Source organism: Nesterenkonia natronophila, assembly GCF_003595215.1.
Classification (GTDB): domain Bacteria; phylum Actinomycetota; class Actinomycetes; order Actinomycetales; family Micrococcaceae; genus Nesterenkonia; species Nesterenkonia natronophila.
The window spans coordinates 562339-582977 of record NZ_QYZP01000001.1 but is presented as its reverse complement, the minus strand read 5'-3'; the positions used below and the strand labels follow the sequence as shown (position 1 = coordinate 582977).

The following is a 20639-nucleotide window of genomic DNA, read 5'->3' as shown; positions in this document are numbered from 1 at the left end:
GTCGGTGCCGGGGACTGCTGTTCACCGGCGATGCTGAAGCAATTCTGAGTCATCTGACACAGATGCCCTTGTGCAGGAATGCACGGTTATTGATCCCTCACGTGACAAGACGAATGGGGAGCCCATAGTTTCGCCTTACCGCACAGCCCGCAAGGATCGCACAGGGTTATGCACCCCTGGCCAAGACGGGGCCATGATTCTGAGTAAGAGTGGTCAGAGAGGTCCTGGACATGGGCCCAGGAGGTGATGTGAATGGTGGTGCGGCGGTTCGCGGCAGTGCTCGGCGGCCTCTCGGGATTGCTGCACCTGCTCATGCTGGTCCACGGGCCCCTGGGTGTAGGGCTGATAATGGCGGCGGCAGCTCTCGCATGTCTGCCGTGTGCAGGCCACCTGTGGCGCCACGGGACCAGCACAACGTGGGTAACGGTGGGATTCATGAACGTTCTGATGGTGGTGCTGCACCTGGGCATCCTCTACGGAGGAAGTCACGCCTCCGGGGCACCTGAGACAGGTGGGCTCGACCTAGGCCATCCGGGCCACACCCATGATGTAGTCAGCCTCGCCCTGCCTGTGCACGGACTATTCCTGCTCGCTACCGTGATAGCTGGCATCGAGGTGCTCCTCTGCACGGTGGGGTTCAGACAACTCAAGCGGCGACAGGCAGTTGCTGCACTCTCCGCCGCAGGTGAGGAAGAATTGCAGCTATGCCCAAACGAGTGGATCGAGAACAACGCCGCGCCCAAATTGTCAGCACCTACCTGACGATCGCAGCGCGGGAGGGCATAGACGCTGCCACAACTCGGGCAGTTGCTGCCGAGCTCGGCGTGGCCACGGGTGCGCTGTGGCACTACTTCTCCGGGTTCGATGAAGTCCTCCATGAGGCGCTCAAGCAGGTGTTTCACCGGACCAATGATCGAATCGCCGCCAGATTGGAGGGGCTCAGCGGCCTTCGCGCACTCACGGAAATGCTTCAGGAAATCATCCCGACTGCGCCAGTCACTGAGAGCGAGGCCTATGTGGTGGTCAGCTTCTGGGGACGGGTCCCCTCCCACCCGGATATGGCGGAGATTCAATCAGTGATCGTCAGCCACTGGCACAACGAGCTTCATCGCCTCCTCACTCAGGCGGTGCGTGATGAGGAGCTGACCCCGGAAGCCCCCCTGGGGGTGATCAGCGATACGATTCTGGCGCTGAGCATGGGTGCTCAGCTCGAGTATGTGCTGCGAACACCCCTTGCTCAGCCGCACCGCCAATGGCAGATGGTCCACCACACCTTGGCCCCGTGGATGACGGAAAGTGGCCATGCAGCGGGGCGGTTCCGCGAACTGATCGGCTCCCTTCCCCGCTGAACACTGCACCGGGCGCAAAGGACTGTGCGCCACAGTTCAATGATTGCACCGCGGGCTGAGCCAGTCTGAGAGGGACATATCACAGCCCTTTCAAGGAGGACCTGAATCATGACCGAACAGCTAATAGATCTGCTGAGCCGCGTTGAGTCAGCTGAAGGAGGCCGAGAAATTCACGATCCGGCCACTGGTGAGCTGGTGGGGCGCACCCCGGAGGCATCGCCGGAGGATCTTGACCAGGCTGTGGCGCGCGTCCGCGCTCAGCAGCCAGGATGGGCTGGGCGCAGTGACGCTCAGCGAGCTGAGTTCTTGGAGGCCGCTGCTGATGCAGTCGAGGCGCATGCGGAGGAGCTGGCTCGTCTGCTGTCCCGTGAGCAGGGCAAGCCGCTCAATGGCCCCAATGCCCGATTTGAGGTTGGCGCATGCGCGGCCTGGCTTCGTGCAACTGCCCAGTTCCGTCTGGAGCCGGAGGTGCTTGTCGATGACGACTCAGCCAAGGCGACCCTCCACTGGCGGCCTTTGGGCGTGGTGGGCGCCATAGGTCCGTGGAACTGGCCGATGATGATCTCGATCTGGCAGATCGCTCCTTCACTGCGGCAGGGCAACACGGTGGTGATCAAACCTTCCGGTTACACCCCGCTGAGCGTACTGGCCCTTGTTGAGGTACTGAACACAGTGCTTCCGGAGGATGTGTTGATCGCGGTGCCAGGGCGTGGTGATGTAGGACAGGCGCTGAGCCGTCACCCGGGGGTGGACAAGATCATGTTCACCGGTTCCACCCAGACCGGCAAGAGCATCATTAAGGACGCTGCCGACACCGTCAAGCGCCTGACCATGGAGCTGGGCGGCAACGACGCGGGAATCGTATTGGACGATGCCGACCCGGAAGCGATCGCGGAAGGCCTTTTCTGGGGAGCGTTCATCAATACCGGGCAGACCTGCGCGGCAATGAAGCGGCTCTATGTACCCGATGCTCTTTATGATCAAGTGTGCGAGGCGCTGGTGGATATTGCCCATAAGATGCCGATGGGCGTGGGCCTCGAAGAGCACAACGTGCTGGGCCCGCTGCAGAACAGTTCGCAGTGGGAGATTGTTGATCGCCTGGTCACCGCCGCCGTGGACTCAGGCGCCCGCGTTCTCACCGGAGCGGATCCTGACCCCGACAGGACCGGCCACTTCTACCCCACCACCCTGATCGCTGACATCGACCCGGACAACGAGCTTGTCACCGAAGAGCAGTTCGGGCCGGCGCTGCCCATCATCCGGTACAGCGACCTCGACCAGGCCATCGAATGGGCCAATTCCCTGGAGCAGGCTCTGGGCTCCTCGGTGTGGTCCTCCGACCCAGAGCGAGCCGAGGGTGTGGCGGCACGACTGATCGCCGGCACCACCTGGATCAACAAACACGGTGCAGTAGACCCCCGCATGCCCTTCGGAGGAGCCCGCCAATCCGGATTTGGCCTGGAGTTCGGTGTCGAAGGACTCAAAGAGGTCAGCCAGCCGCACATCATCTCTCGCTGAAGCCCCACCTCCGTCGGCGAGTCACCTCAGACGCCCATTCGCATTATGAGCTGACTCGCCGACGTGGTGTCCGGGGGGCTCTGGACCCCTTTACAGAACCTGTGTGCCATGTCACAATCTGGAGTACCGAATATTTTGAGCAATCGCTCAATATTCTCAACTCGCAGGAGGAGCCTTGCACACACCAGGGCAGGACAGCACCGTTCTTGAGACGCCCCCCTTAGACCTCAACTCGTGGCGGACGGCGATTGCCGAGACCGTAGTTCCACTAAGCATTTCCGAGTACGACGCAACACCTTTCCTAGGAAGGTTCAGGCGGACATCGGTGGGCCAGGTCGGTCTGTTCGAAATGCAGACCGCACCCCACACTGTCCGGCGCACACCAGAACTCATTTCCGCAGACCAGCCGGTGTTCTACAAAATGTCACTCCAACTCGAGGGCCGTGCAGAACTGCAGCAGGACGGCAGGACAGCCGTGCTCGGCCCAGGGGACATTGCCGTCTACGACACCCACCGGCCCTACACCTTGAGCTTTCCGGAACCGAGCCGGGCCATGATTATGATCTTTCCTCAGGCGATGGTCGAGCTGAGTCCACACGAACTCTCACGGTTGACGGCAGTGCGGTTCTGCGCTGAAGAGGGTTTAGCGCGCATGATCAGCCCGTTCTTCACAGAACTTATTCGCAACCTTGATCAGCTCTCCGGCGGATACGGCTCCCGGCTGGTGCACTCAGCCCTGGATCTGATGGTGACCATGCTTTCCAAAGAGCTTCACCGCCAGGACCAAGGTGGACACGGCAGCTCCCACAGGCTGAGCTGGCAGATCCGACAGTACATCCTGCGAAACCTCTCCGACGAGTCCCTGACTCCCTCGACCATCGCCACAGCCCACTTCATCTCCGTGCGGTATCTGTACACGCTCTTCGCCGAGGACGAGCACACTGTTTCCGCGTGGATTCGGAGTCAGCGTTTGGCTCACATCCGCCGTGATCTGACCGACCCGCTCTTAGCTGACAAGCCTGTGTCATGGATCGCTGGCCGGTGGGGTCTGCATGACGCCGCCCACTTCTCGCGGTTGTTCAAGTCCGAGCACGGCGTATCCCCCAGCGCATACCGCAGGGCGCACCTGCAGGAGGAGCCTCACCTGGTCGCGGCCTGAGCTCGCCTGCGCATCAGCGCTTCAGCTGATCTGCAAGATCACCGAAGGACTTCGAGGGATTGCCGAAGCGGTGAAGGGTCATCGAGATTGACTGCTCCTTCACCCAGTAGCGCAACTCCACCCTGCCGGATGCGGTCACAGGGTCGTTCAACAGCGCCACTTCGGGACGGTGAGCGACTGTTTCACGCACACGCTGGGGGAGAGTGCCGATCACCCGCACCCTAATACCCCCTTCTGGTGCGTCATGCCGTCCCTCGGCGAGCTTGGCTGCGAATGCCCCGTCACTGTCCTTGGACTTGCTGCCTGTGAGATCACTGATCGCACTCACGGCCTTCTTGGTCGCCTTACTGATCTTGGGGTCCACCGAAACATTGACTGTTGCTCCGGCGGTCACTGCCGCTGCTGCGGCCCGGAGAACGTGCTTCGGCTCAGCGTCGTGACTGACTCGCAGGAGCACGTGCTCGGGGAGATAGCGGAAGATATTTGCCTCCGCATGCAGACCCGTGCGGTCTTTGGCCGCCCCGAACTCTGCCTTCCAGTGCAACGCGTCGTCAGCGACGGCACGCTTCAGCCAGTCGAAGTCACTGCCTCCCAGCAACTGCTTGGTCTGCACCGCCTCTACGAGGCTGTCCACAGCGGGATGTGAGGGCAGGAGGGGGGTGCTCATCGCCTCATTGGAAGCATCACGCCAGGTGCCGAAGAGCATCACGTAGTTCGGGCCACCGGCCTTGGAACCGAGTCCCACCGAGGAGGCTTTCCAACCCCCGAAGGGTTGCCGCTGCACAATAGCCCCGGTGATCCCGCGGTTGACGTAAGCGTTGCCCACCTGGACCTCATCCAGCCACTGCACGACTTCCTCTGTCTCCAGCGAGTGGATTCCGCCGGTGAGTCCGAAGTCCACCTGATTCTGCAGCGCGATCGCTTCGTCGAGGTCCTTGGCCTCCATCAACCCCAGAACAGGGCCGAAAACCTCTGTCAGGTGGAAGAAGCTCCCTGGTTTCACCCCGGTCTTGATGCCCGGGCTCCAGAGCTTGCCACTCTCATCCAGCTGCTCCGGCTTCAGCAGCCAGGACTCCCCCGGCTCCAACGTGGTCAGCGCCCGGTGGAGTTTGTCGCTGGGCATTTCGGTGAGCGGACCCACGGTGGCGGTAAGGTTCTGGGGCCAATCTACGATCAGCGACTTGGCGGCGTCGATCAGCTGGCGCCGGAAACGGTCTGAGGTGTAGACGCTGCCGACCAAAATGCCCAGGGACGCTGCAGAGCATTTCTGGCCGGCGTGACCGAAGGCGGAGTTCACCAGATCAGCGACAGCCAAGTCGCGGTCGGCGGCCGGTGTGATGACCATGGCATCCTTGCCGGAGGTTTCGGCGTTGATATTGAGCTCCGGCTTCCAGGAGCGGAACATCGCCGCCGTTTCCGAGGCGCCGGTGAGGATGATCCGGTCGACTCCCTGGTGGGAGATCAGCTTCCGTCCCGTCTCGCGCTCATCGGGGTAGATCCCATGCAGCACCTCGCGGGGCACCCCGGCGTCCCACAGACACTCGAGGATCGCCATAGAACACTGCGGAGTGGGGTTGGAGGGCTTATGGATGACAGCGGCACCGGCGGCGAGCGCCGCTACGGTCCCTCCGGCGGGGATCGCCAGCGGAAAATTCCATGGAGGGGTAATCATCACCAGGCTGTCGGGGGTGAATTCCGCATGGGCCACCTCTTCGATTGCCAGAGCTGAATGTGCGTAGTAGCGCATGAAGTCGATGGCTTCTGAGATCTCCGGATCTGACTGTGCCACCGCCTTGCCGACCTCAGCTGCGGCTATGGAGGCAAGGTGTCCGCGACGGGCGGCCATAATGTCGGCCGCCCGGTAGAGGATCGCGGCGCGCTCCGCGGCGGGGCGGGCCGCCCACAGGGCAGCAGCTTCGCGCATCCCCGAGATCAGGGAATCGACGTCTCCAGCGCTGAGACGCTGTGGTTGCGGGTGCTTAGCGAGCCACTCGTCCGTCGCACGGGCCACCACCTGCTCGGCCCAACGTTGGTTAGCCTCCAGGGCCGGGTTGGTGTCAGGTTCGTTGACAAAAGTAGGTATGCCAGTGCTGTAGTCGCCTGGTTCGCGGCTCTCTTCAGCGAGCCTGTCCTGCGTGTGGGCCGGGCTAGGAGCCGCCTCGTCGTGCTCTTCAAGAATCTCTGCCAAGGCCTCCAGTGAGGAACGGAAACGCCACTCTTCCCGCTTGAAGACTTCAGATCCCGGGGAGAATTCGAAGATCCCCGACATGAAGTTCTCGCTGGCGGCGTTCTCCTCCAGTCGGCGCACCAAGTAGGAGATGGCGACGTCGAATTCGGCCGGCCGCACCGCTGGAACGTAGAGCAGGAGTTGGCCAACGTCTTCGCTGATGGGGCCCTGCTGTTCGGCAGCCATGCCCTGCAGCATCTCGAACTCAAGGCGCTCAGAGACTCCGCGCTCAGCTCCGAGCAGATGAGCGAAAGCGATGTCGAAGAGATTGTGACCTGCGACGCCCAGGCGCACGCCCCGCATGCGGTCTGCCGTGAGCAGCCAGTAGAGCACTCGTTTATAGTTGGCGTCAGTGGCTTCTTTGGACTCGCAAGTCACCACAGGCCAGTCGTGGATATCAGCATGGACCTGCTCCATGGCCAGATTCGCTCCCTTGACCAACCGGATCTTGATCCCCGCTCCCCCTTGATCGGCCCGGGCATTTGCGAACTCCGTCAGCTCCTGGACAGCCGAGAGCGCGTCGGGGAGGTAGGCCTGAATGACGATTCCGGCCTCGTAGGTCTTCATCTCAGGCTCAGAGAGGAGACGCTTGAACACCGCGATGGTCAACCGCAGGTCGCCGTACTCCTCCATATCGAGATTGATAAATTTGGAACCCGCGGGGGCCTCCGCGGCCTCCTTGTAGAGCGGGATGAGGCGCTCCACCACGTAGTCTACGGTGTCTTCGAATCCCCACATTGAGATCTGTGAGGCAATGGAGGAGACCTTGATAGAGACATAGTCCACATCGGGACGGCGCAGCATGCGGTAGGTGTCGTCCAAATGCTTGCTGGCCTCGTCCTCCCCGAGCACGGCTTCCCCCAGCAGGTTGATGTTGAGCCTGTTGCCCTGCTTCTTGATCTGTTTGACGGCCTGCCCAAACTCCTTGTCGCGGGCGTCGACCACCATATGCCCGACCATTGAACGCATCCGTTTCCGCGCCGCGGGCACCACCACATGGGGCAGGAGTTCGCCCAGCCTAGAGCCAGCCTGAATCTGGGCGCGGTCGAGTCGACTGAGCGTCTCTGGTGCCAGCTCACCCAGTTCACCGAGTGCTTTGGCTGCAGCTTTGGGATCCTCAGTTCGGATGACTCGGTCGACGAATCCGACCGTGAAGTCCAATCCCGTCGGGTGGGAGAGCACGGCTGAGAGCAGTTGGGCAGACTTATGCGGTTTGACCCTGGAGTCTTCGGTCTTCTGCATCCACTTCCGCACCTTCGCTGCAGCAGCATCAGAGAGCTCGCTCAGCTCTTCGCGGACTGGACGTGTCTGAATCTTCTCTGCCATCGCTCGCTCCTTCGGTGGTGACCCGGTTGCTTGTCCTCCAGTGTGCGAGCTCACACAGCCTCAGCGGAAGAGTTAGTTGACGCCACCTGCTCTTTTTGAGTCAGAAGTGCGTCACAATGGTGTGTATGGCAGCATCCCCGCGTGGCCGGCCCCGAATGCAGGAGACGGCCGATGACATCGTAGCCAGCGTGTTGGCGACCGCCGGCCCCAGGGTGGGCACCCCGGCTTACTCAACCCGCAGCCTCGCGGAGCTGACTGGGTTGAGCCAAAGCTTGACCTCCCGCGCGGTTGGACGCATACGCTACCCCGCTACCCTCGAGGAGTCTGGCGGGCCAGGCGCACCCGCAGCCGATGCTGAGTCGTTACGCAGTGACAACCCCCTCCACCTGGTGGAGTTCCGGGTGGAGTTTCCCCGCATCAGCATTCGTTTTGCGCCAGTGCGCTCGCGCGCAACGGTCCGCCCTCGCCTCTTCGAGCGTCGGGCGTCGGCTGTGATGGCGGCGCTGTGGGTCTCCGGAGCCGCAGCGTGGTCCGCAGAACGAACATCAGGGCCCGCGTTGGAACCCCTCAGCGAAACCGACTATGTAGCCACGTGGGTGCCTGGTGAGGTGCCTTGGGAAAGGTTTCTGGCTCGGGTGTCGCAACTTCTCACTGAATGCGAGCGATCTCCTGCAGCTGTTCCTTCGACGCTGCTGCACCAGCTCGCCGTTCGTGCGGGTCATGGGCTTCATGGGGTCCGCTGGGTTCGAGGGAACGAGTCTGCCTCAGAAATTGCCCCTGCTTCTGACTCAAATCGAGTCACGGTAGCAGAGTTTCCCTCCCCCGGGCGTTCCGAGCGCAGCAGGTGGTTACCGCGAGTGGAGCTGTCGGCGACTGAGCAGATCGCTGTCGCACTGCGCAAAGAGATGACCGACTCCGGGTTCGCACCCGGTGACCGCATCAGCGTCTCGGCGATGTCTGAGCGACTGGGCTTGGACCCCGCGACCATACGCACTGGCATGCGACAACTCGCTGACGATGGTCTGCTGGTCTCCAGCGAGCGGGGGTTTCGGATTCCCCAGCTCTCCGGAGCAGATGTCATCGATCTTTACGCCTCCAGACTCCACGTGGGGATGGTCATCCTTCGTGCGTGCGCCGGCCAACCCAAGCATCGCCTACTGCCAGCGCGTTTGGCCTTAGGCGCCCTGGATGCGGTCGCCAAACAGGGCTCCAGAACCGACGCAGGCGAGGCAGACCTGCGCTTTCAGCAGGAGTTGGCAGAGGCATCCGGTCTGACCCAGTCAGCACGGAGTTTCCACGCACTGACTCTACGGGTGCGCATGTTTATATCGATACTGCAATTGGACTATTCCCCCGCCGCTGAGCGTCTGGTAAGCGACGATCGACGGATCCTGGCTGCGGTGATGGAGGGTAGGGCTCAGGAGGCAGTCCGTATATGGCGGCTCAAGCAGGACAACGCGGTCAGGCACATGTCGGCACTTGCGCCCGATACCTTTGACGCTGCTCTCTGGGAGAGCCTCTCCCGCTGAGTGGTGAACAGATCGCCGCGATGAGCAAGTAGATTGTGCACAGTGACGACTTTCCTGCCGATAATTCTCTTCTTCATCGCCGGTGCTGGCACCCCGGGCCCCAATAACACCATCGCGATGGCCGCCGGTGCCAACTATGGTTTGAGGCGCACCGTTCCCTGCATCGCTGGAGTGAATGTGGGGTTTCCCGTCATGCTGATCCTGGTGGGAGTTGGCCTTGGCGGCGTCCTGGCGCAGTGGCCCTGGGCACTGGATGTGCTGCGGCCCATCGGAGCGCTGTACCTGCTCTGGCTCGCCTGGCGCATCGCGACTGCTCCCACAGACGTGAATACGCGCGGTCAGGGCAGACCGCCGGGATTCACGCAGATGGCGCTGTTCCAGTTCGTCAACCCGAAGGCGTGGACGCTGGTGCTGGCGGCGGTCTCCACCTATACCGGGTTCTGGAACTCCTTCCTCCTGGAAGTCCTCGTCATCGCCGGGCTCGCTCTAGTGTTCAGCACGCCCTGCACCGTGATCTGGGCACTGCTGGGCGTGGGGGCTGGGAGGATTATTTCCAGTCCAACCCACATGCGCGCCTTCAATATAGTGATGGCGCTTCTGCTGGTCGCTTCGCTGATCCCCGCGTTTGTGGAGATCTGGGAGTCTGCCCAACCACTTATCAGCTGATAACTCCGGCCATCCTTCGGGCAGTGTCCACCAGCGATACTCGGTTTAGGGTGTTGATTTGAGCCGGCGTGAACCAGGCGACGTCGTCGGTGGATCCCTCGGTCTCGACCGTGAGCTCTCCCCCAGTGATGTGAGCACGATAGACGATCCTCAGGTTCTGCAGGGCAACACCCCGGCGCCCAGACGATGGCGTCCGTCGATCGCCTGGGATCACCAGATTGTCGATTCCCAGCAACTCAGCCACGTCCACCCGGTAGCCAGATTCCTCGAACACCTCGCGAACCACCGCGTCAGCGGGGTCCTCTCCGGGGTCGATCCCCCCGCCAGGCACAGTCCACCCCGAACCGAAGCCGTACTCCATCCAGTGCGGCAGCAACATACGGTTTTCAGCGTCAATGATGACGGCATAGGCGGAGATGCGAATATCCATGGCTGTGAGGTTATCAGCGAGACTGGGCCCCGGGCTGCGGCGAAGTGCGGCGCTCTTTGCGGAACTGCAGGCGTGGCGCTGCACCTACTGCCGACCGCGGGCCGGTGAGAGTGAGCCCATTGCTGAGCACCACCAGAACAATACCGGACCAAGCGATCAGTGGCAGCTGCTCGCTGAGGAGCACCAACCCGATAATCCCGGCGAACAGCGGATGCAGGGACATCCCCACGCCGAAGATCAGTGGGCTGACGTAGCGCAACACTACTAGGTCCAAGGCATACGGGATCGCAGTGGAGAGCAGGCCCGCGGCACAGGCGAACAGGTAGGCCTGCCATGGCGGTTGAACCTGCCAAATTATCAGTATCAGAACCGGCAGCATGCCGAGAGAAGAGAGAATCGTCGCCGCCGCTGTCCCTTGGACTCCGGGGACCCTCTTACCGACCTCCCGGTTGGTCAGAATATAGCCGGCCCAGCACACCGCGGCGATGAGAGCTACTGCAATGCCCAGAAAGTCTGTGGTGGGGCTTGGCCGGGTGAGCATGATGACACCCAGAAGAGCCAGTACCACACCTAGGAGATCCCTGCGCCTACGTGAGGACCAGGCGGCGACGGCCAACGGCCCCAAAAACTCTATGGTGACCGCGGTGCCCAGACCGACCCGGTCCAGGGCTGTGTACAGTGCAGCATTCATCACAGCGAAGAAGAACGCCAGCAGCGCCACCGGCTTCCATTGGGCCGCGGTGAATTGGCGCAGTTTGGGCCGGGCGACCGAACACAGCACAATAGCTGCGGCCATCTGACGAATCGCAACAACTCCCAGCGGCCCCAGAGTCCCGAAAGCGAAGGAGCCTACCGCCGCGCCGGTCTGGGTGCTGAGCGCGCTCGTGGCGATCAGGGAGAAGCCACGGCCGGGGTGTCCCTGGATCCAACTGCTCATGAGTGCATTCTCCGACGACCCGGCCGGTCCCCCAAATACAAACCTCGAATCTCATATCCGAGGTCGGAAGCATCATCGACGCCGCGGTCGCTGCTGCTCGCGGGGTAGGCCTTGCCACGCGAGCCACAGCTGAACAGCACCGTCCCATAGGCCTGCGGGCTAAGTGGCTCATCCCTGGACCCGCGCCTGCGGAGTTCCCGCTTCATTCCATCGAAAAAGCGCCAAGTGCCATAGTCCGGGACGGCGCCGGCTGGGGTCGATCACTCCGTATGAGCCCAGGGCCTCAAGGTGCCGGCGGACTGACCACGGCGGAGGGTCCCCTCCCTCAGCCGCCGCCTGCTGCCAAGGGGCGATCGCGTCGTCGACACGCACTCCTGCAGCACGGCATGATGCCTCGTCGCGCAGATCCAATACGCGCTCGGCGTGCACCCTCACTTCGATGATGTTCAGTTCCGGGGTTCGTGCGTCGCCGTGGGCGATCATTGCAGTCTGCACCCCCTCAGGGGACGAACTGAGGTAGAGCGCAGGAGCGCCCGGCGGGGAGTACCGACCCGGCTGCCGGGAACCGGCGAGTGCCGTCCCAAGATGACGTGGGTCCACCGCCCGATAGAAAGTCCCCGACACGGCACGCAAGTACTGCCCGTGTGGCCTCACCTCCGGCGCTGCCGTCATACGGGTAGATTACCGGGTGCGGCGCTGGGCCACAGCAGTCCACCAGGCACCCGCGATGATTGTGGCACATCCGAGCAGCTGCCAGGCCGTGGGGGCATCTCTGAAGAACAAGAACCCAAGAACGATGGCGAAAATGGGACCCGTCAGCATCAGCGTGCTGGCAATAACTTCGTTGAGTCCCGTCATCGCGATATTGAAACACAGGTACACCACGACTTGTCCGACGAAGGCTAAAGCCAGAAGCCACAACCACTCCGGGACTTGGGTCGGCATTTCGAACCGGCCGGATCCCAGGGCCCCGCCGCCTGCAGTAAGTCCAGAGGAAAGACACACGATGGTCAGAACCGTGAAGGGGGCGGGGCGCAGTGTCGCAGGGGCCGTGCGCCGAATGATCGCCAAGTAGGTCGCATATCCTGCCCCGGCAATCAGACCTGCTACTACGCCGAACAGGTTGAGCTCTGCGTCACCGAAGGCCCCTGCAGCCAGGGCTACTCCGGTGACCATGAAGGGTACGATCACGGCCAGCTGCTTCATGGGCCGAGTACCCTCAATGAGCCAAGCGATCAGCGGCAGGAACACAATCTGCAGGTTGATCAGTACTGTGGCCAACCCCGGGCCGATCAGGCTGATGGAGGTATTGTAAAAGCTGTAGTCGACGCCAATCGCGACGCCGCCCACGACTGCTCCTAGCACTGTGGCGCGGGGCAAAGCTTGCCGGATGTCCACACGCCGCATCTCCCAGATGACAAAGGGCAGCAGCATCGGTACCGCCAACAGGCACCGGAACGCGGCTACTGTCATCGGCTCGGCGTCCAGATTGAAGATGATAGAGGCAGAACTGGCCATTGCCAGACTGCCCAGCAGCATCAACACCACACCGTGTGCAGGAGTAATCACCTGGACAGTGTAGAGCGGAGACGCTCACCTACCTGAAACGCCTCAGGCGCAAAGAGTTAGCCACCACACTCAGCGATGACAACACCATCGCCGCCCCTGCCAACATCGGATTCAGGAGACCTGCCGCAGCGAGCGGTATGGCTGCTGTGTTGTACAGAAACGCCCAGAAGAGGTTCTCCCGGATGGTCCGGAGGGTGCGGCGGGAGAGCCGCACCGCATCAGCCGCAGAGCGCAGATCGCCACGAATGACTGTGATATCAGCGGCGTTGATGGCCACATCGGTGCCAGTGCCCATGGCGATGCCCAGATCGGCCTGCGCCAGAGCGGCAGCATCGTTGACACCATCACCAATCATGGCCACAGTCTTCCCTTGCGACTGCAGGCCCTTGATCGTGGCCACCTTGTCTTCCGGGAGGGCATCAGACACCACATTGCTGATGCCGACTTCCTCAGCGACTCGACGGGCGGCACCTTCGTTGTCGCCGGTGAGCAGAAGCGGGTCCATACCCAGTCTCCTGAGTTCCGCGAGGGCCTCAGCTGAAGTCTCTTTCACCGTGTCTGAAACTGTGAGAATGCCGGAGAACTCACCGTCGATCGCCACGAGTACAGCGGTACTTCCGTGAGCCTCCCCCTCTGTGACGAGTTCACGCACCTCGCTGGGCAGCTTTATCCCGGAGGATTCCATGAGCCGCCGTCGACCGACGAGCACATGATGGCCCTCGACCTCCCCGGAGACTCCTGTTCCCGCGTGGCTGCGAAAGTCCTGCGGCCGCGGAAGCGAGCCACTTCGAGAGCCGAGTGCTTCGCGTGCGGCGTTGGTGATGGCGTGCGCTACGGGGTGCTCAGAGGCAGATTCGAGGCTTCCAGCAAGGCGCAGCAGGTCAGTGTCTTCGTACTCGCCTCCCCATTGACGGGCGGACAGCAATGAGGTGAGTTGCATTGCGCCGGTAGTGACGGTCCCGGTCTTGTCCAGCACTACGGCATCTATGCCGGTGGAAGCTTCAAGCACCTCCGGGCCTTTGATCAGGATCCCCTGCTGCGCACCACGCCCAGTACCTACAAGAAGGGCGGTGGGGGTTGCGAGACCCAGTGCGCAGGGGCAGGCAATGATCAGCACGGCGACAGCTGCGGTGAACGCCGCCTCCGCTGGTGCGCCGAGAAACAGCCATGCCCCCAAGGTGATGACTGTCACCAGCAGAACCACTGGCACAAAGACCCCGGAGATTCGGTCGGCGAGTCTCTGGACTTCGGCTTTGCCGGACTGCGCCTCCTCTACGAGTTTCGCCATCTGAGCCAGTTGGGTATCGGCTCCAATGCTGGTGGCACGGAGAACCAATTGACCTGAAGCATTGATGGTCGCACCGACCACTGAATCTCCCTCAGCGACTTCCACCGGCACCGACTCACCGGTCAGCATCGACATATCGACCGCCGATGCGCCTGAGACCACGACCGAATCGGTGGCGATCTTCTCTCCTGGGCGGACGATGAACTCGTCGCCGACCGACAGCTCCTTGATGGGGATTCTGACCTCACGCTCCCCTTTGAGCAGGGCCACATCCTTGGCGCCTAGATTCGCCAATGAACGCAGGGCCTCTCCCGCGGAGGCTTTGGACCGTTTTTCGAAGTAGCGTCCCAGCAGCAAGAACGTCGTCACGGCCGTCGCCACTTCGAAGTAGACATTGGCGGAGCCCATAGAATGCCCTGACATCCAGTAGGGCTCATCGAAGAGTGTGAATGTGTGTCGCATGGATGGGTCCCCGGCATGGCCGAAAAATAGGGCGTAGAGAGACCAACCCAGAGCAGCCAGTGTGCCCAAAGAAATAAGAGTGTCCATGGTGGCCGTGCCATGACGGGCATTAAGAGCCGCGGCTCGGTGAAATGGCCAACCTGCCCAGAGCACCACGGGAACACTCAGCACGAGCGAAACCCAGGTCCAATACTCGAACTGGGTTGCCGGGACCATCGCCCAGAGCACCACTGGAACCGTCAGTATGCCGGCGATGATCAGTCTGGTGCGCAACGCCCTCAGGTCTCGGGAGCCGAGATCTTCACCGGACTCATCCTCAGCGTCTTGCGGGACCTCGGCTGTGTAGCCGGTCTTCTGGACTGTGGAGATGAGTCTACCTACAAACTCTTCACGATCGGCGAGGTTCTCTGCACTGACCCACGCCTTTTCCGTGGCGTAGTTGACGCTGGCAGTGACGCCATCAAGCTTGTTCAGTTTCTTCTCGACCCGCTGCGCGCAGGCGGCACACGTCATCCCGCCGATGGCCAGTTCAATACGTGCTGGCTCGGCGTCTTCTGGGCGGGGGTGCGGCAGAGTTTGGGTCACCGGACGCGCTCTGCAGAGTATCCCGCCTCATCGACGGCGTTATATATGGTCTGATCTGCGAGATCCACACCTTCAGCTATGTCGACAGTCAGCGCCCCACTCTCAGCCGAGACGCTGACGCTCTCTATTCCGACCACCTCTGTCAGCTCGCTGCGGACAGCGGCCTCGCAATGGCCGCAGGTCATTCCAGTCACTGTGTATAAGCGCGTTTCAGACATAGTCTGCACAACACAGCGTGACCCCGACATCTTCCCGGAGCGCCACCTTGACATGCCTGGGGGTACCTGTGAAAGGGGAGCTCAGTACCGCTCAGTGATCGTGGTGGTCGTGATCATCCTCGTGATGGTGATCATCGTCCTCGTCGGGGCCATGATCGTCCTCATGGCCGTGGCCCTCTTCATCGTCGTGGCCATGATCACCGTCGTACTCCTCGGAGACTCCCTCTATGGGGCGACCGTCGATGACCACAAATTCGTTCGGCATGAAGTCCAGATCGCCAGTCACCAGTGTCTCGCCCTCACTGAGATCGACGATGTGGATCTGCTGCGCCTCAGGATCAGTGACGTACAGCAAGTCTCCACTGGTGCGAATAGTAGGACTCGGCTCCTGCCAGTCCTCAGGCTCAGTCCACTCATCCAAGATTTGCAGGTGATTCAGGTGCTCACCAGTCTCCTCATCGATGATGTGCAATTGGCCGTCTTCGGTTAGCACCAGCGCTTCACCTTCAGGACCGCGCTGCAGATTGCGCAAGTTGTATGGTGAGTCCACGCTCGTGGTCGTGATCTCACCGGAGTCTGTGTTGACCAGGGCAACCTCGGTCATCGGCTCCTCACCGTCCTCGTCGGTGCGGTAGTCGCCCAAGAAGATGGGGGAGCCTTCGGCTGAGAAGAGATTCCCGATTCGGGAGTAATCCTCACCGGTCTCGAGCTTCTCAAAGTCGTCGCCGTCCCACATCAACACTCCGTCCTCGCACCCGATGGCCATCATGCCGTCAGGGCCCGCAGCTTCGCCATCAGCTCCCGGGCAATCCTCGTTGCGAGCGACCTCGTCGCCAGCAGCGTCAACGAACCGTGCACCGGAGCTGCCCTTAAGGGTTTCGAAGCGGGAACCGTCTTCAAGAACGACGGCAACGCCGTCGTGTTGTCCTTCACTTTTTGCGGACTCGGTCTCGATCTCAGATTCCGCGTCGAGATCCTCCAAATCGAACCAGTGGTACTCGTCGGATCCGTCGAAGAACAACGTGCCTACGCCCTCGTGTGAGACTACACGGGCTGGCGTGTCACCCTCCACACTCACGTCGGTCAGAAGCGGATCGGTGGTGAAGTAGTCGTTGTGGTCCCCGTGCGGTGCCCCCCACGTCCCAACGTCCATGAGCCGAAAGCTCTCCCCCTCCGCCAAGAACGCATGTCTTCCGTCGCCAGCTTGGCTCACTCGCACAAAGCCTTCGACATCGAACTCACCGACAACCTCTGTGCTGACCCCATCCAGGACCGCCACGCCACCGTCATAGGTGACCACTAGTCGGGGCTCTGGGCCTCCTGCCTGGTGGGTCTCTCGAGCAGAAGGCTCAACCGGTTCGGCCTCTTCCGCCTCGTCGTCATCTTCGGCGTCCCCGTCGGCGGCGTCGTCGTCAATGTTGTCGGTGTCGTCAGCTGCAACGGCCTCTGTGTCGCCAGCTTCAGGGTCCTCGGCGCCTCCGTTCTCATCGGCGCATGCGGAAAGCGCCAATGCCGAGATTAGGACAAGCGAAGTCAAGGGGCTCATCTTTATGTTCATGTGAATTATTATCAACAACCCTCTGCAGCAATTGCAAATCGTTCGCAACATTCTGAGCTGACTGTGGATGCGAGGTCTGGAGGGTCCCAGGCAGCAGTGTGAGAAGTCGGACATGCTTGGTTCACACAACCGATAAAGCCCAGTAACCGCTCAGGCCTACGCTGATCAGCAAGGAGGTCGGTAATGGCAGAGCCGGCAGATGACGTACTGGGGGACGACCACTATCTTTGCGTCTGCATGCCGCACGGCACGGTGGAGATCATCGGCAGTGTTGTTCATCTGCCTGGTGCCGAGCCGGTCCGTCTGGCTCCAGGACCGATGTCAGTGATGCGCGCGCTGGTCAAAGCTCGGGGAGCAGTCATCTCCCGTGAACACCTCCTGTGGGTGCTGCCACAATGCGGCTCCGTCCACGGCCTTGAGATGTGGATCTCCCGATTGCGTCAGTCGCTGCCGAATCCCGACACTGTGCAGACTGTGGTCAAGCGCGGATACCGGCTGGCCCTCTAACGCTGGATGCGGACGACATCGTTGGCCGCGGGCGGAGCGTAAGCAGTCATGATGGCCGGCGGATGAAACTGAGGTCGAAGATCATCCGGCCAGCATGCAGGGCTTTCTGCTCAAAGTCTGTGGCCACTCTTGCCGCGAATCTGGGCGCCCAGCCCCCTTCAGTGTCGAGGGCTTCCTCCAGTGGCATGGGGTGTGTCTCTTTGCCCAGACTGGCGGCGTCGAGATCTCCCATGCGCACCTTGGTCAGAGGAGAGTGCTCCCCGGCCCGCTGACCGACATGAGGGTTCCGGAACGTTGATGAGGAGCCGATGATCTCGCGCATTTGGACTGCGTAATCTGACCAATCGGTAGCCAAGCGCCAGACGCCGGTCGGCGCCAGGACCCGGGTGGCCTTCTCCGCGAAGGAGGTTTGGATGAGTCGCCGTTTTTTGTGCTTGGACTTGTGCCAGGGATCGGGAAAGAAGACCCAGAGTTCGGACAGGATGTTGTCCGGCAGCAATTTGTCCATGACCTCGACGGCGTCCAGACAGGCGATCCGCACGTTAGTCAGCCCCTCCCTGCGGAGACGGGCTGCGAGTTGAGCTGCTCCCGGGCGGTAGACCTCGACTGCTAAGAAATCGGTTTCCGGGTTGGCCGCGGCCGCGGCTGCCACAGCTTCTCCGGACCCTGAACCTATCTCCAGGATCAGCGGGGCAATCCGTCCATACTCGGCGCGCCAATCAATGCTGAAGCCCTCTGCGACTGAGGTATCCCGGTCTCCGTGCGGGACATCAAGGAGCTCGCGGCCCAGCGCTGCATCCCATGTTCGCTGATAACTGGGTTTGAGGCGGTTGCTGCGGCGCACAAAGGACAATGGTTTGCGGAAATGCTTCTCAGCCATAAGGTGTGAGTTTAGCTCCCCTGGTCAGCCAGAATCTCCCGGGCCCCCACCAGGAACTCACGCATAAGTGGCCCGTTGGTCGAGGAACCCCACTCCCCCTCCTCCAAGAACACCGCCACCGCCAGGTCCGCTTGCGATCCGATGACCCAGGTGTGGGAGTAGGTATCGTCTCCCGACCCCGCTTCTGCCGTGCCGGTCTTGGCGTACACATGCGGACCAGAAATGGGGTCAAGGTCACGCAGCGTCCCGTAGTCCACCGTGCCGCGCATCAATTCGCGCAACTGTTCTCCCTCATCCTCCGTGAGGTTGCCACTGTCCGGGTGGTCCTCACGCTCCACCAGCCAGGGGTGCACAGTGCGCCCGTCGGCAATCGATGCAGCGGCAGCGGCCATGCCGAGGGTTGAGGTCTCCACAGTGCCCTGACCGAAGAGATTGGCCGCATGTAGGTTCTGATCAGCGTCTTCTGGAACCTGAGCCTTGATCGCCGGGACACCGATTCCGACGTCGTTGTCCATGCCTAAGTCGCGGGCGGCCTCAGCGAGGTCTGCAGAGGTCACATCGTTCCACGCCGCAGCGAAGGTGGTGTTGCAGGATACGGCCACCGCTGTGTCGAACGGGATGTTGCCGACGTACTGATCCTGAAAACCTGACACGTTGTGGAACTGCTGACCATGGACTGTGACGGAGTTGGGGCACGGGACATTCGAACTCGGAGAGAGCCCATCACGAAGCATGGCGAGGGCTGAGACCATCTTGAAGGTAGAGCCGGGAGCGAAGGTGGACTCGACGGCGGTGTTGACCTGAGGAGCCTCTGGGTTATGGGTGGCGGAGGCGACGATCGCTCCATCCGAGGGGCGGATGGCTACCAGAGCTGTCGTAACGTCCTGCTCATCAACGATCTCCTGGGCCAGGTCTTGGAGTCTGGGAAGAATCCCGGTGTGGACGTCATCGCCAGGCTGGGGATCTACGGAGTACAAAACAGCGTCCCCTACCGTGATGTTGATGCCGGGACTCCCCCGAAGGGTCGACTCGTGGACTGACTGGATGCCAGACAGACCGACCGTATCGCCAATGTTGAGCGCGGGGTCGCTCTCCAGATGCTCAGCTGTCACGTCTCCCACCCGGCCCAGCAGCTGGGGGGCGAAGTCCGAACTTTCGGCCAGTGGCATCTCATCGTAGACCAGGTGAACACCCGGTATGTTCTCAACGTCGGCTGCGGTGACATGCCCGCCGTCGGTGCGCACCACGATGGCTTCGACGAATGCCTCGTCACCGTAGGCGAGCACTCGCTCTTCATAGCCCCCGGAGTCGATCCCCACGACGTCCGCCAGCTCCGTGGCCGCCTCAGCCTGACTCTCCTCGGACTCCAGCTGAGACTTATCGAGCCCGATTCGCACCACCTCACGGTTGTAGACTATGGCGCGGCCGCTGCCGTCCATGATGCGTCCACGATCTGCATTTGTGGTGGAGATGCTCACCGACTCGTGCCCCGCATAGTCCGGAAGGACAAGGTCAGTGTCTCCCTCCAGAAGCCAAGTATCCGACTCTTGGTCGTAGACATAGTCAGCCTTGGTGGAATACCCCCACTGCTCTGCCTCGACACCGATCTCCTCGAGGTCCCAGCGGTGTTCGAAAGTCACCTCCGCACGCGGCGGGCGCACAGAATCCTCCGCCGGCTCCTCCACCTCAGTCTCCGAGACCCGGACCTCAGGTGAAAGCTCACCGAAGGGCTCATGCAGGTTCTCGACCGCGTCAGCGAGGGTCTGCGCCTGACCGGATCCGAAGTGCACATCTGTGAAGTCTCCGGTGGCGATGGCTTCAGCTGCGGCTTCAGCTGCGCCAGAGATGTCTGCCCGTTCCTCTTCACCGCCGCAACCAGCAAGCAGAATCAAGGCAGCACTGCCCGCGAGGGCCCCTCCCCACCTGGAATTTTTCACCCGTTAAGTTTACGGGCTGGTACTGAGACGTCGCGGACCGGCACAGAACACTACCTGGAGGATCGCCAGACAATGAGTTCCCGCCCGCTCGGGCGAGGCCTTTGACCTCGAGCGACAGTAACCACGTCACCGCGAGAGCCCACAGCGAAGACGCGGGAACGGCCGGACTCACGGTGAGCCTGACGCAGCGCCTGGCGCAGATCACCGACCTGCTCTTCGAGCTCCTCGACGCGATTCTGCAGGGCGATGACCCTGCGAATGCCCTCGAGCGAGACCCCCTCTTGGCTCAGCTGTTGGATCTGTCGCAGCTGTTCAATGTCGTACGGGGAATAGCGACGATGCCGCCCGCCCTGACGTCGCGGGGTGACCAGTCCTAACCGATCGTATTGGCGAAGAGTCTGCGGGTGCATATCTGCAAGCTCGGCCGCCACAGAGATGACGAAGAGCGGATCGTGGCGATGTGTGGCAGTCAGCATTCGCGGGTCGTCACCGTA

18 protein-coding genes are annotated in these 20639 nt (G+C 61.8%); 7 read left to right on the top strand and 11 right to left on the bottom strand.

Features of this window, described 5'->3' with window-relative positions:
* The first annotated feature begins 252 nt into the window (after positions 1-252).
* The 4 genes from D3250_RS02700 to D3250_RS02685 all read left to right on the top strand — a co-directional run bounded on the left by D3250_RS02700 (position 253) and on the right by D3250_RS02685 (position 4026).
* Positions 253-762, top strand: a complete 510-nt coding sequence (locus D3250_RS02700) for a hypothetical protein (RefSeq protein WP_119901794.1) — start codon at positions 253-255, stop codon at positions 760-762.
* Positions 705-1349 carry a TetR/AcrR family transcriptional regulator gene (locus tag D3250_RS02695; protein ID WP_119901793.1) on the top strand — a complete coding sequence of 215 codons (645 nt, stop codon included), beginning with the start codon at positions 705-707 and terminating at the stop codon, positions 1347-1349. Before D3250_RS02700 ends, D3250_RS02695 begins: the two co-directional genes overlap by 58 nt.
* A 108-nt stretch (positions 1350-1457) precedes the next feature.
* Positions 1458-2867 carry an aldehyde dehydrogenase family protein gene (locus D3250_RS02690; RefSeq protein ID WP_119901792.1) on the top strand — a complete coding sequence of 470 codons (1410 nt, stop codon included), beginning with the start codon at positions 1458-1460 and terminating at the stop codon, positions 2865-2867.
* 175 nt (positions 2868-3042) lie between these two features.
* Positions 3043-4026, top strand: a complete 984-nt coding sequence (locus D3250_RS02685) for an AraC-like ligand-binding domain-containing protein (RefSeq protein WP_119901791.1) — start codon at positions 3043-3045, stop codon at positions 4024-4026.
* 13 nt (positions 4027-4039) lie between these two features.
* On the opposite strand, the gene D3250_RS02680 is transcribed toward D3250_RS02685, so the two are convergent.
* Positions 4040-7579, bottom strand: a complete 3540-nt coding sequence (locus D3250_RS02680) for a proline dehydrogenase family protein (RefSeq protein WP_119901790.1) — start codon at positions 7577-7579, stop codon at positions 4040-4042.
* Between the two features lie 125 nt (positions 7580-7704).
* Here D3250_RS02680 and D3250_RS02675 point away from each other — a divergent pair, with 125 nt between their 5' ends.
* Together D3250_RS02675 and D3250_RS02670 are read left to right on the top strand one after the other, a co-directional pair.
* The gene (locus D3250_RS02675; protein WP_158583051.1) at positions 7705-9108 is read left to right on the top strand and encodes a GntR family transcriptional regulator; all 1404 of its coding nucleotides are present in this window, start codon (positions 7705-7707) and stop codon (positions 9106-9108) included.
* Between the two features lie 42 nt (positions 9109-9150).
* Positions 9151-9774, top strand: a complete 624-nt coding sequence (locus tag D3250_RS02670) for a LysE family translocator (RefSeq protein ID WP_225973097.1) — start codon at positions 9151-9153, stop codon at positions 9772-9774.
* Here D3250_RS02670 and D3250_RS02665 read toward each other — a convergent pair.
* The 7 genes from D3250_RS02665 to D3250_RS02635 all read right to left on the bottom strand — a co-directional run bounded on the left by D3250_RS02665 (position 9767) and on the right by D3250_RS02635 (position 16800).
* Positions 9767-10204 carry an NUDIX hydrolase gene (locus D3250_RS02665; RefSeq protein WP_192892546.1) on the bottom strand — a complete coding sequence of 146 codons (438 nt, stop codon included), beginning with the start codon at positions 10202-10204 and terminating at the stop codon, positions 9767-9769. The genes D3250_RS02670 and D3250_RS02665 overlap by 8 nt on opposite strands.
* 13 nt (positions 10205-10217) lie before the next feature.
* A complete protein-coding gene (locus D3250_RS02660; RefSeq protein WP_119901788.1) occupies positions 10218-11141 on the bottom strand; it encodes an EamA family transporter in 924 nt (307 codons plus the stop codon).
* A gap of 168 nt (positions 11142-11309) precedes the next feature.
* A complete protein-coding gene (locus D3250_RS02655; RefSeq protein WP_119901787.1) occupies positions 11310-11813 on the bottom strand; it encodes an RES domain-containing protein in 504 nt (167 codons plus the stop codon).
* A gap of 9 nt (positions 11814-11822) precedes the next feature.
* A complete protein-coding gene (locus D3250_RS02650; RefSeq protein ID WP_147383466.1) occupies positions 11823-12710 on the bottom strand; it encodes a DMT family transporter in 888 nt (295 codons plus the stop codon).
* Positions 12711-12738: 28 nt separating this feature from the next.
* Positions 12739-15045 (bottom strand): heavy metal translocating P-type ATPase, encoded by a 2307-nt coding sequence (locus D3250_RS02645; RefSeq protein WP_264080516.1) that lies wholly within the window; start codon positions 15043-15045, stop codon positions 12739-12741.
* Complete coding sequence (locus tag D3250_RS02640) at positions 15042-15263, bottom strand: heavy-metal-associated domain-containing protein (protein ID WP_119902259.1); 222 nt, start codon at positions 15261-15263, stop codon at positions 15042-15044. The genes D3250_RS02645 and D3250_RS02640 overlap by 4 nt, the downstream gene beginning before the upstream one ends.
* 91 nt (positions 15264-15354) lie before the next feature.
* Positions 15355-16800 (bottom strand): hypothetical protein, encoded by a 1446-nt coding sequence (locus tag D3250_RS02635; protein ID WP_225973096.1) that lies wholly within the window; start codon positions 16798-16800, stop codon positions 15355-15357.
* A 204-nt stretch (positions 16801-17004) separates the two neighbouring features.
* Between D3250_RS02635 and D3250_RS02630 the strand changes: the two genes are divergently transcribed.
* The gene (locus tag D3250_RS02630) at positions 17005-17328 is read left to right on the top strand and encodes a winged helix-turn-helix domain-containing protein (RefSeq protein ID WP_119901784.1); all 324 of its coding nucleotides are present in this window, start codon (positions 17005-17007) and stop codon (positions 17326-17328) included.
* Between the two features lie 46 nt (positions 17329-17374).
* Here D3250_RS02630 and trmB read toward each other — a convergent pair whose 3' ends face one another.
* From trmB to D3250_RS02615, 3 genes are read right to left on the bottom strand one after another with little or no spacing between them, the layout of a single operon-like run.
* The gene (trmB, locus tag D3250_RS02625) at positions 17375-18208 is read right to left on the bottom strand and encodes a tRNA (guanosine(46)-N7)-methyltransferase TrmB (protein ID WP_119901783.1); all 834 of its coding nucleotides are present in this window, start codon (positions 18206-18208) and stop codon (positions 17375-17377) included.
* Between the two features lie 11 nt (positions 18209-18219).
* Positions 18220-20145: a penicillin-binding transpeptidase domain-containing protein gene (locus D3250_RS02620; RefSeq protein WP_147383465.1), complete on the bottom strand. Its 1926-nt coding sequence runs from the start codon at positions 20143-20145 to the stop codon at positions 18220-18222.
* A 50-nt stretch (positions 20146-20195) separates the two neighbouring features.
* A complete protein-coding gene (locus tag D3250_RS02615; protein ID WP_119902258.1) occupies positions 20196-20621 on the bottom strand; it encodes a heat shock protein transcriptional repressor HspR in 426 nt (141 codons plus the stop codon).
* Between the last annotated feature and the right edge of the window lie 18 nt (positions 20622-20639).